Genomic DNA, 13,082 nt, shown 5'->3' with positions numbered 1-13,082 from the left:
ATATTTTTTTCATTGGAGGAAGAAACGCGTGAATCTTGCCACTTTTTTTTCTCATTGGAAGAAAATTCGCGTGAATCCAGCTCCAACCCACCCACTGGCGTGGCACCTTGCAGGTGATGTACTTACCACCCATTAGCATAGGGAGGAAATATTTAAAAATAATCATCTCCTCCCCTGCTAAGAGGTTAAGGTTATTGGAGAATTACCTTAATTGTTTTTTGTTGGCCACTGTGTTGCACAGCTACGATGTAGGTGCCTGCTGGGAGCTGTGGCAAGTGTAGCTTTTTGGTGAAGAAGGTCCCGGAAGAGGAGAGGGCTTCTTGATGCACTTGCTGTCCGCTCATAGAGAATACACTGATTTTTACAGGCTCGGAGCTGTGGTTTTTCAGGTTGAAGACGAGTTCCAGGGTTTTGTTCTTCGCTGGGTTTTGTGCGAGGTAGATGTTGTATCTATCTGCTTTGGCAGTGAGAACAGACATACTGAGGTCTTTGAGGAGCTCGGTTTTAAACGAGGTTTCGTGGCCATTGAACATATCTCTTAGGTAGATGAACTCTAATCTGTAAATCCCTTTTTTGTTTTTTACGAAGAAGTATTTATCATCGGTTAGTGCGATGTCTTCATCGTAGTTTTCATCATCAAGGGTATTCCAGATATGCCCGATGGAGGTAGCTTTGGTGCTATAATCGGCATCGGATACGCCATCGAGTTGGGTATTTTCTGCTACTTTGGCTACAGAAACTTCTGGGCTTTGGAGCACACCAAAGAAGAAGAAGTAAGGTCCTGTAAGAGGGTTAGGCACTTCGAGTTTATCGTAGTATTTGGTAAGCATTAGGTCCCATTTATCGGCATCTGGGAGGAATCCTACGGTAGAATCGGTCTCGAGGTTGAAATAGGTATAGTCAGCCCCTGTGGTATTTACAGGGATGGAAGCGGTTTTGGTCGGTTGCCAGCCTCCTTGTGAGCGTGTATAGACGGAATAGGAGATGCTGTATCGGGCATTGTCTTTAAAATCGATTTTGATTTTGTAGTATTTCCCTCTTCTGTCTTGGAGGAGGACTACTTTATTCCCTTTGATGCTGCCATCGGCTTGTTTCGTTCCCCACCCGAAGTCGTTACTATCAGCAGGGTCTGCATTTTGGGAGAAAGCGCCACCGCTGCCCCAGTTTTCTAGGTTGTTGATGTAATCATTATAAGTATTATCTCTTACATCGGGTTTTGTAGTGAAATCCTCAATATTCTCTACTGCTGTTTTGGGGTAGTAGAGGGTGTTGCTACCGTAGCCATTCACTCGAATGTCTGTCTTGCTCGCATCTTTGGTGTAGAAACCGATATGCCAGGTGTAGTTATCAATGAGTTTAGCTTCATTGTCATTAAAAGTGTAGAAGGCGGAGTAATAGTAGTCATTCGCACCACTCTCTTTTTTGCCCAAGTCGATGGTTTTTGTTTTAGATTGGGCATTGCATAGCGCAGATACCATAGCCGCGGCGATAATAAAAAACTGTTTCATAAAAAACGATTTAAAAAATTAGTATTAAAATTTAAAGTTAAGTTCCATTCCAAAATAAGGGCTTGCCTTTGCTCTCCTGCTGAGGTATATGCCGTTTTGCTCGTAAGGAGAGTCGTAGTTAAAGAGATGATTAACGAACATTGCCAGCCTGTAATTTTTGTAAATGGTCTTGGAGACTTTTATGTTAGAGCTCATAGACCAAGGGGTTCTGTATCGTTTAAAAGCATCTTCGTTATAGCTGATGTTGAGCCATTGGAGGAGGGCATCTTGCTTGTCTTTTTCGGTGTAGATATGCTCCGAGCCGTCTGGTGCTATATAGGCGATGGGCGTACCGCTAAGGGGCATATCCTGCCTGATATGAAACCAGAGAAATTGCAGAGAAAGCGAGATTTCCATATCCAGATTGGGCAGATAGGTATCAATCGTGAGATTAGAGTTGAAGTTTTGCATATCATAGCCCTCCACGCTTTCGTAGAGCCCGAGGTAGGTCTGTGCTTGTCCGCTACTTCCTATGATTTTCTTTTGAGGTTCGCGGTAAATTGGGAGGCTGTTTCGGTAGATGGTATTAAAGAAAGCACCATTAAGGGTAAATCTCGTCTTGATGGAGGGAAATCTCTTGGTCATTAGCTGGTATTCTACTCCTCGCTTCCAGGTTTCGCTACCATTGGAGTTGGTCGTGTATTTTTCTAAGCTGCTGATTTCTTTATAAGGCAGGCTTTCTATAGCTGGGGGAGCGGTGATGGTGTGATAATCTATCCCAGAGGCATCATATTCCCTAAAATCCATTTTCTTGTAGAGGTATGTATTTCGGAAGCCTGTGCTCATCTTCTCATCAAAGTAGGTAATGGAGAGAGAGGTACCAGCGTAGGCGAAATCTGCCCTTAGCTCAAACTTTTTATTGATAGCGGGGCTGATGTCGTAGTTGGTCGGATTGATGATATGCGTACGGATATTAATCCGCCTGTAATCAGGGTTGGGGTGATAGTAATTGAGCTGGGTAAAGTCCTTATAAATCTTCTCTGGACAGAGGGTGAGCAGGGTCGGGAACTTAGTTTGAAGCCCATAGCCCGCCGTAATGCTGGTAGATAGCTCCTTCCCGAGTATGGGGAGCTTGGCAAACTTCCACTGTAAGCTGATTCTTGGGTCTGCATAGTATTTCCCTTGCATCTTATATAATGAAGGTAGATTTAGCAATGAAGATGCTCTAAGCCCTAATGCCACTTTCGCCAAATGCTTCCCGAAAGGAAGGCTGGACTGGTTTTCTATAAAGAAAGACAGGTCTTGGTAGGCGGGGATGTCTTTGTAGGCTCTTTTTCGGGTATCCATATCGGGAGTAGGTGGGGTGAAGACATCAAAGATTTGCCCAGAGCCGTTGTTCTTGGAGTAGCTCCATTCGGAACCGAGCTTTGTGGAGCTGAGAAACTGGCGAATGGAGAAATCAAAGTCTGCCATTACCTTGGTTCGGATATCCAGCGGTTTGCCGTCTACCACGAGATGAGAGATGTATTTAGGTTTTAGGAATACGCCATCGGATACCCCTTCTGTGAGGGTATTGGGAACGGCAGTGGGGCGGTCTAACTGCACAAATCGGGTTTGCTCAATTCTGTCGAAGTCCTGACTGAGGTATTGCTCCCATTCTATCTTCTTGATGAGTTTTGAATCGAGAAATTCCCATTCTAATCGATTTCCAAAGCTGAGGTTTTTATTGGATGAGCGGTAGCTGTCTATACTCCCGAAATCATTGTCTGGGTCGGCTTTCTCATTATCTATGGTCTGGGAGAAGTCTATATTGGAATTGAGGCTGATTCTTCGGTGGGTATTCTCCCAAACTTTTTCCGATCGGGCAGATGCGGTGAGCCTCTTAAAGTTTTCAAAAGAATTTCGAGGGTCTGAAATAGCATCTAAATAATCTGCATCAAAATTGAGCTTCCAGTTTTTATTGAGCTCAAAACCTTTTCCTATAGCGAAGAGCTTGCTGATGCCATCGGCTTTGAACCTGCCAGTATAGGGAGTGTGCCCTTTCTTTCGGATGATTTTTACCAAGCCAGAGGTGAGGTCTCCATATTCTACGGAAGGGATTCCTCTGATGATTTCTACGCGCTCTATCTGATCGGTAGAGATGGTTCGCATATCTACTCCTGTGTGGGTATTATCCCTTCGCTTTGCTACCGAACCAGACGAGAGATTGATTTGGAAATCCTTACCTGTGGTGTATTGCATATTGGCATTGGAGTTTATTCTGTGCCCGTCCATAAGAAAGGCAGTGCCTAATGATGAGGTGTTGTAATTGTCGCCTTTTATGCCCGTTTCTCTTAATCGGATTTTATTAGAGGCGTTAAATATGGGGTCTTTGGTAGTGCCACCAGGGAGAAGTTCCAGTATATCCGAAAAGCTTGAGGGCTGAAGATGTTGCATAGCCCTCTTATCTATCACAGAGGTACTGCTAAGCCCAGTAGATTCTTTTGCAGTGATGACCACCTCTTGAATGTTAATCACCTTTGGAGATAGATAGACCTCTGTGCTGAGGTTTTTATCGATAGAAATAGTCTGAGAATAGGTTTTATAACCTTCTTTAGCGACTAAAAGCGCGTACGAGCCTTGTGGAATATTCTCTATTATCGCCTTGCCTTCTGAATGGGTTTTGGCACTGAACTTAATACTGCTCTCAACGGTATTCTTTAAGTTGATTGTAGCATCTGCCATCGCTTTTCTGTCCTCATCAGATTGTACTTGGATTTTAAGGGAGTAGTTTTGCCCCTTACAGATGAAAATCAAAAACGAGAATACTATATAGAATAGATTTTTATTCAAAATGAAGAATTTAGGGCGGCAAATGTATAATTATTTTTGATAAAACTAAATTAAAAATAAACTTTATTCTCAGAGATATAAGAGGGGGTCTTGCTTAGAAAAGGTTTGTGATATTAAATTCATTTGTATATATTTGCGGTCTCATTTGGTGCAATTCATTGTTTGTTTATTGGTAATATATTGATAATTACACTCTTCTGATAAATATCAGGAGGGCTGTTTTATTTGTGTATTTTCTTAGAATAGTCAATTTCTTGTTCCCAAAAGAGAAAAAATAAAAAATATTTTGCACTACTCCGTGAAAAGATATACCGGCGTTGCAGTTAGACTGAAAATGAATAACAAAAGGTAGATTACGGCAACGGCTTTCTTTACTATTTGCACCAAAATACTTATTGCCTTGCGATGCTCTTGTGCTTATTCAGCTTTTTGAGTCTGATATTTTTTAGCATAATCAAAATATTTTTTAACAATTAATTTATTCTTAAAATTTTTATGAGTAAAAAATCAGCTGAAACCCAGCAAAATCAAAGAATTAATTTCTCTTCGGTAAAAGGGAAGTTAGTTGCTCCTGATTTCTTGGATTTGCAGATTGAATCTTTTAGGGAATTCTTCCAGCTTGATACGCTGCCAGAAAACCGAAAGAACGAAGGTCTGTATAAAACATTCCAAGAGAATTTTCCGATTACGGATTCCAGAAATCAGTTTGTATTAGAGTTTTTGGATTATTTGGTAGACTCCCCAAGATACTCTATTGATGAGTGTGTGGAGAGAGGACTTACTTATTCTGTGCCTCTTAAAGCGAGATTGAAGTTATATTGTACAGACCCTGAGCACGAGGATTTCCAAACGGTAATCCAAGATGTGTATTTAGGACCTGTTCCGTATATGACACCGAGTGGTTCGTTTATTATCAATGGTGCTGAGAGGGTAGTTGTTACGCAGTTGCACCGTTCGCCAGGTGGCTTCTTCGGACAAACTTATCACGCAAATGGTTCTAAACTATACTATGCGAGGATTATCCCTTTCAAAGGTTCTTGGATGGAATTTACTACGGATATTAACAATGTAATGTATGCGTACATTGACCGTAAGAAAAAATTACCGCTAACCACCCTTCTTAGAGCTATCGGATATGAGTCTGATAAAGACATTCTTCAAATATTTGACCTTGCAGAAGAGGTAAAAGTATCTAAGGCTGCCCTTAAAAAGGTGGAAGGGAGAACTTTGGCTGCGAGAGTGCTAAATACTTGGTTTGAGGACTTTGTAGATGAAGATACAGGTGAGCTGGTTTCTATTGAGAGAAATGAAATTATACTCGATAGGGAGACTGTCCTCGAACAGGAGCATATCGATATGATTTTGGAGGCTGGTGTGAAATCTATCCTGATTCATAAAGAAAACAGTGGAGAGTTCTCTATTATCCAGAATACATTGCAGAAAGACCCTACGAACTCTGAAAAAGAGGCAGTAGAATATATTTATCGTCAGTTGAGAAATGCTGACCCACCAGATGAGGAAACGGCAAGGGGAATTATTGAGAAACTCTTCTTCTCCGAGCAGAGATATTCCTTAGGTGTGGTAGGTCGTTACAGATTGAATAAAAAATTAGGTCTTAATATCTCAGAAGATGTAGAAGTGCTTACAAAAGAAGATATTATTGCTATTGTAAGACACCTTATAGAGCTCGTAAACTCTAAGGCTGAGGTAGATGATATAGACCACCTTTCTAATAGAAGGATTAAAACCGTAGGAGAGCAGCTTGCTGGTCAGTTTGGTGTAGGTCTTTCAAGGATTGCAAGAACCATCCGTGAGCGAATGAATGTTCGTGATAATGAAATATTCACTCCTGTGGATCTGGTAAATGCAAAGACCCTTACCTCTGTGATTAATTCCTTCTTTGGAACCAACCAGCTTTCTCAGTTTATGGATCAGACGAACCCGCTTTCAGAGGTTACCCATAAGAGGAGATTATCTGCCCTTGGGCCTGGCGGACTTTCCAGAGAGAGAGCGGGCTTTGAGGTGCGAGATGTTCACCATACGCACTACGGAAGGATTTGCCCAATCGAGACACCAGAAGGTCCGAACATTGGTTTGATTTCTTCATTGGGTATTTATGCTAAGATTAATAACTTAGGTTTCATTGAAACTCCATATAGAAAGACGGAAAACGGTAAAGTAGATCTCAATTCAGAACCTATTTACCTTAATGCTGAGGATGAAGAATCCAAGGTTATTGCTCAGGCGAATGTAGAGATGAAAGATGATGGAACCATCGCTACCGAAAGGGTTATCGCTCGTCTTGATGGTGATTATCCTGTAGTAGAACCTGCACAGGTAGATTTAATAGATGTAGCACCTAACCAGATTTCGGGTATTTCTGCATCTCTTATCCCATTCTTGGAGCACGATGATGCGAACCGTGCGCTGATGGGCTCGAATATGATGCGTCAGGCAGTTCCATTATTACAACCACAAGCACCAATTGTAGGTACAGGTCTCGAAAAGCAGGTGGCTGTAGATTCCAGAGTACTGATTAATGCAGAAGGAGCAGGTGTAGTGGAGTATGTAGATGCTTCTAAAATTGTAGTAAAATATGACAGAACAGAGGAAGAAGATTTGGTATCCTTTGATTCTGCTACTAAAACTTATAATCTTCCTAAGTTTAGAAAGACCAACCAATCAACTACCATTACCTTGAAACCTATCGTAAGAGTAGGAGATAAGGTAGTGAAAGGTCAGGTGCTCTGTGGTGGCTATGCTACCGAAAATGGGGAGCTTGCTTTGGGTAGAAACTTGGTGGTTGCTTTTATGCCTTGGAAAGGTTACAACTTTGAGGATGCTATCGTAATCAATGAAAAAGTGGTTCGTGAAGACTGGTTCACCTCTATTCATGTAGATGAGTATTCCCTTGAAGTTCGTGATACTAAACTCGGTATGGAAGAGCTTACTTCTGATATTCCGAATGTTTCCGAAGAGGCTACTAAAGACCTTGACGAAAATGGTATGATTAGAATCGGAGCAGAGGTAAAACCTGGTGATATTATGATAGGTAAGATTACTCCAAAAGGAGAGTCTGACCCTACACCGGAAGAGAAACTCCTTAGAGCTATCTTTGGCGATAAAGCAGGTGATGTAAAAGATGCTTCATTGAAAGCAGATTCCTCACTTCACGGAGTTGTCATTGATAAAAAACTCTTCTCCAGAAATATCAAGGATAAAAAGAAAAGAACAGAAGAAAAACTTAAACTTGAAGAAATTGAAAATACTTACAAGGCTAAGTTTGATGAATTGAAACAAACCCTTATTGAGAAACTTCTTGTTTTGGTTAATGGTAAATCTTCACAGGGAATCCAAAATGACTTGGGAGAAGAAATCATCAGCAAAGGGGTTAAATTCAGCTTGAAACTTCTACAATCTATTGAAGATTATGTAAATATAGATGGTGCAGGCTGGACGGTAGATAGCGATAAGAATGAATTAATCAAACAATTGATTCATAATTATAAGATTAAGTATAACGACTTGGCAGGGGTTAAAAACCGTGAGAAATTTGCTGTTTCCATCGGTGATGAGCTTCCTGCGGGTATTATGAAACTCGCAAAAGTCTATATCGCTAAGAAGCGTAAGCTGAATGTAGGTGATAAAATGGCAGGTCGCCACGGTAACAAAGGTATCGTATCCAGAATCGTTCGTGAGGAGGATATGCCATTCTTGGAAGACGGAACGCCAGTAGACATCGTTCTTAACCCACTTGGGGTACCTTCTCGTATGAACATCGGTCAGATTTATGAGACTGTACTCGGATGGGCAGGTAAAAAACTCGGATTGAAGTTCGCTACGCCAATCTTTGATGGTGCAAGCCTTGAACAAATCACTGAGTACACCGATAAGGCAGGTCTTCCTAAATATGGAAATACTTACCTCTATGATGGTGGTACGGGTGAGAGATTCACTCAGCCAGCTACTGTGGGTGTTATCTATATGCTGAAACTTGGGCATATGGTAGATGATAAGATGCACGCTCGTTCTATCGGTCCTTACTCGCTTATTACTCAGCAGCCGCTTGGTGGTAAGGCGCAGTTCGGTGGTCAGCGTTTTGGAGAGATGGAGGTTTGGGCTCTTGAAGCATTCGGAGCATCAAATATCTTGAGAGAAATTCTGACTGTGAAGTCTGATGATGTGATTGGTAGAGCTAAAACTTATGAAGCAATTGCAAAAGGAGACCCAATGCCAGAACCAGGCATCCCAGAATCCTTTAATGTATTACTTCACGAGTTACAAGGTCTTGGACTTGATGTAAGACTTGAAGAGTAATTTTAGATTATAATATTATAATGATAAATTTTAGATAAAAGATTTTGGGAGAGAATATCTCTTCAACCTGAAATCTCAATCTGAAATCCAAAATTTAATCAAATGTCAAATAAAAATAAATCAAGCAGATTTAATAAAATCACCATTGGTTTGGCTTCTCCAGAATCTATTCTTCAAGAATCAAGAGGAGAGGTTCTAAAACCAGAGACTATTAACTACCGTACGCACAAGCCAGAAAGAGATGGTCTTTTCTGTGAGAAAATCTTTGGTCCTGTAAAGGATTATGAGTGTGCCTGCGGTAAGTATAAGAGAATTCGTTATAAAGGTATCGTTTGCGACCGTTGCGGTGTAGAGGTTACCGAGAAAAAAGTGCGTCGTGAGAGAATTGGGCATATTAATTTAGTAGTTCCAGTAGCTCACATTTGGTACTTCCGTTCTCTTCCGAATAAGATTGGCTACCTTCTTGGGCTGCCTTCCAAGAAGTTGGATATGATTATCTATTATGAGAGGTATGTAGTCATCCAGCAAGGTATTGCTAAAAAAGCAGATGGCTCAGACTTTGAGGAAATGGAGTTCCTTACGGAAGAGGAATATCTCGATGTATTAGACAGCCTCCCAGCAGACAATCAATATCTTGATGATTCAGATCCTAATAAGTTTATTGCTAAAATGGGAGCTGAAGCTGTGGAAGAGCTATTGAAGAGAATAGACCTCGATGCGCTTTCCTTTGATTTGAGACATAAGGCTCACAGCGAAGGTTCTAAGCAAAGAAGAACAGAAGCCCTTAAGCGTCTGAATGTAGTAGAAGCGCTTAGAAGTGCGAATACAAGAATGATAAACCGCCCAGAGTGGATGGTAATGCGCGTACTTCCTGTAATCCCGCCAGAATTGAGACCTCTCGTTCCATTAGATGGTGGTCGTTTTGCTACTTCTGACCTCAATGACCTTTACAGAAGGGTTATCATTAGAAACAATCGTTTGAAAAGATTATTGGAAATCAAAGCTCCAGAGGTAATCTTAAGAAACGAGAAGCGTATGCTTCAGGAAGCAGTAGATTCCTTATTTGATAATACAAGAAAATCTTCTGCTGTAAAATCTGAATCTAACAGACCACTTAAATCCCTTTCAGATTCATTGAAAGGTAAGCAAGGGCGTTTCCGTCAGAACCTCTTAGGTAAGAGGGTAGATTACTCTGCTCGTTCGGTAATTGTCGTTGGTCCAAGCCTTCAGCTTCACGAGTGTGGTCTTCCTAAGGATATGGCAGCAGAGCTTTACAAACCGTTTATCATCAGAAAGCTGATAGAGAGAGGTATCGTAAAAACCGTAAAATCTGCGAAGAGAATCATCGATAGAAAAGAGCCTGTGGTGTATGATATTTTGGAGAATGTGATGAAAGGTCACCCCGTACTCCTCAACCGTGCGCCTACCCTCCACAGATTGGGTATTCAGGCATTCCAGCCTAAGATGATCGAAGGTAAGGCTATCCAGCTTCACCCATTGGTAACTACTGCGTTTAATGCCGACTTTGACGGTGACCAGATGGCGGTACACTTACCTCTCGGGCCAGAGGCAATTTTGGAAGCTCAACTGTTGATGCTCGGTTCTCAAAACATCTTGAACCCGGCAAATGGTTCGCCTATTACCGTTCCATCTCAGGATATGGTTCTCGGGCTTTACTTTATGACCAAAGAAGGTATCTCTACCGAAGAGCATAAGATAAAAGGTGAAGGCTTGGCATTCTACTCCCCAGAAGAAGCAGAAATCGCTTATAATGAGGGCAGGGCTTCACTTAATGCAAAAGTAAAATGTAAGCTCCCTGTAAAAAATGAACAAGGAGATTTTGAAATAAAACTTATTGAAACTACGGTTGGTAGAATTTTATTTAACCAAATTGTACCTAAGCAGGTAGGTTATGTAAATGAGCTGCTGACTAAAAAATCATTGAGAAATGTTATCGGTAAAATCTTAGCTGAAACAGACTTCCCAACCACAGTGAAGTTCCTCGATGATATGAAGAATTTAGGTTATTATAACGCATTCAAAGGTGGGCTTTCATTCAGCCTTGGAGACATCGTAGTTCCAGAGGAGAAAAAACAGATGATTGCCAAAGCAGTTGAAACTGTTGATGAGATTAAGGCAAACTATAATATGGGTCTTATTACAGATACAGAGCGTTATAACCAGGTAATTGATGTTTGGACGAATACCAATGCCAGCCTTACCGAGATGATTATGCAGAGAATGACTACCGACCAGGGAGGCTTCAACTCTGTGTATATGATGCTTGACTCTGGGGCGAGGGGTTCCAAAGAGCAGATTCGTCAGCTCTCTGGTATGCGTGGTCTGATGGCTAAACCTCAAAAAGCAGGTTCCGTAGGTGCAGAGATTATCGAGAACCCTATCGTTGCAAACTTTAAGGAAGGTCTTTCCATCTTGGAATACTTTATCTCTACCCACGGTGCGAGAAAAGGTCTCGCCGATACGGCACTTAAAACTGCCGATGCGGGTTACCTTACAAGAAGACTTGTGGATGTAGCGCAGGATGTCATCATTACAGAAGATGATTGCGGTACGCTCAGAGGTGTAGATGTTACTCCATTGAAGAAAAATGATGAGGTTGTAGAGAAACTCTCTGAAAGAATCTTGGGTAGAGTTTCCCTTCACGATGTTTATCATCCAGAAACCGATGAGATCATCGTTAGTGCAGATGAACTTATCGATGAAGCATTGGCTCAGAAAATTGAAGAGTCTGGTATTGAGAGTGTAGAAGTTCGTTCACCGCTTACTTGCGAGGCAAGAAGAGGTATCTGTGCGAAGTGCTACGGTAGAAACCTCGCTACTGGTAAGATGATTCATATGGGTGAGGCAGTAGGTGTTATCGCAGCTCAGTCTATTGGTGAGCCAGGTACTCAGCTTACCCTTAGGACCTTCCACCAAGGGGGTACTGCGGGGAATGTCTCTGAAAACCCTACTATCGTTGCTAAGAAAGACGGTATCGTAGAGCTTGATGAAATCAGAACCATTACTTCAGAAGACGAAAACGGCAATAAGGTAGAAATCGTAGTTTCTCGTTCTACGGAATTCCGTTTGGTAGCAGATAATGCTGCTCGTACTCCGCTTATGGTTCAGAATATCCCTTATGGTTCCATACTTTCTGTAAAACCAGGCGATAAAGTGAAAAAAGGAGACCTTATCTGTAAGTGGGATCCATATAATGCGGTTATCATTGCAGAGACTGCTGGTAAGGTAGCTTATGAAGATATTATTCAAGGGGTTTCCTTCCAATTAGAGATAGATGAGCAGACAGGCTTTGAAGAAAAAGTAATCTCAGAAGCAAGAGGTAAGAAAGCCGTTCCTACCCTTAGAGTTGTAGATTCCAAAGGCGTAGAGCAGAAGTCTTACAACTTACCTGTGGGTGCTCACTTGATGGTTAATGACGGAGAGAAAATCAAAGCAGGGAAAATCCTCATCAAGATTCCTCGTAAATCTGCTAAGGCAGGGGATATCACAGGTGGTCTTCCGAGGGTTACCGAGCTTTTTGAAGCGAGAAATCCTTCCAATCCAGCTGTGGTTACCGAGATAGACGGTGTAGTTTCTTACGGTAAAATCAAGAGAGGAAACCGAGAGCTTATCGTGGAGGCAAAAACAGGTGAAAGAAAAATTTACCTGGTAAAACTTTCCAGCCAGATTCTCGTTCAGGAGAACGACTTTGTAAGAGCAGGTACTCCGCTTTCAGACGGCTCCATTACACCAGACGATATCCTCAGAATCCAAGGGCCAACAGCCGTTCAGGAGTATATCGTTAATGAAATCCAGGAGGTATATCGTCTCCAAGGGGTGAAAATTGATGACAAACACTTTGAAATCATCGTAAGACAGATGATGACGAAGGTTGAAATCGTAGATGGTGGAGACACCCGCTTCCTCGAAGCTGCCCTTGAGCATAAGTATGACTTCCTCGATGAAAACAACCGTATCTTCGGTCTTAAAGTAGTTGTAGATGCAGGAGATTCCAAAGACTTTAAACCAGGGCAGATGATTACCGCTCGCGAGCTTAGAGATGAGAACTCTAAACTCAAGAGAGAAGATTTACAGCTCGTAGAAGTGAGAGATGCTCTCCCTGCTACTGCTGTGCCTGTGCTCCAGGGAATTACCCGTGCAGCGCTTCAAACAAGGTCGTTTATGTCTGCCGCATCCTTCCAGGAGACTACGAAAGTTCTCAACGAAGCTGCTGTATCTGGTAAGGTAGATGACCTCAATGGATTGAAAGAAAATGTAATCGTAGGGCATAGAATCCCTGCGGGAACAGGTCTTAAAGACTATCAGGATTTCCTCGTTGGTCTTAAAAAAGACTTTGAAGATCACAACTAATACAAGTAAATATTCTATTTGAAAATGTTTGAAAGTTCAGTATATTTGGACTTTCAAACTTTCAAAATTAACATT

At 41.7% G+C, this 13,082-nt stretch carries 4 protein-coding genes; 2 read left to right on the top strand and 2 right to left on the bottom strand.

The window, feature by feature from the left end; all coding sequences use genetic code 11:
• Window positions 1-191: 191 nt before the first annotated feature.
• Entirely contained in the window at window positions 192-1,508 is a 1,317-nt protein-coding gene (locus tag DBX24_RS02180) for a T9SS type A sorting domain-containing protein (protein WP_160223834.1), read from the bottom strand.
• Between the two features lie 24 nt (window positions 1,509-1,532).
• Window positions 1,533-4,319: a TonB-dependent receptor gene (locus DBX24_RS02175; protein ID WP_260392827.1), complete on the bottom strand. Its 2,787-nt coding sequence runs from the start codon at window positions 4,317-4,319 to the stop codon at window positions 1,533-1,535.
• A 495-nt stretch (window positions 4,320-4,814) separates the two neighbouring features.
• Here DBX24_RS02175 and rpoB point away from each other — a divergent pair, with 495 nt between their 5' ends.
• Window positions 4,815-8,636 carry a DNA-directed RNA polymerase subunit beta gene (rpoB, locus tag DBX24_RS02170; RefSeq protein ID WP_120488559.1) on the top strand — a complete coding sequence of 1,274 codons (3,822 nt, stop codon included), beginning with the start codon at window positions 4,815-4,817 and terminating at the stop codon, window positions 8,634-8,636.
• Window positions 8,637-8,738: 102 nt separating this feature from the next.
• A complete protein-coding gene (gene rpoC, locus DBX24_RS02165) occupies window positions 8,739-13,007 on the top strand; it encodes a DNA-directed RNA polymerase subunit beta' (protein WP_120488560.1) in 4,269 nt (1,422 codons plus the stop codon).
• The last annotated feature ends 75 nt before the right edge of the window (window positions 13,008-13,082 follow it).

It is taken from the genome of Bergeyella cardium (assembly GCF_009914665.1).
GTDB classification, from domain to species: Bacteria; Bacteroidota; Bacteroidia; order Flavobacteriales; family Weeksellaceae; genus Bergeyella_A; species Bergeyella_A cardium.
The sequence above is the reverse complement of the archived record's forward strand: the minus strand, read 5'-3'. Positions and strand labels throughout refer to the sequence as shown.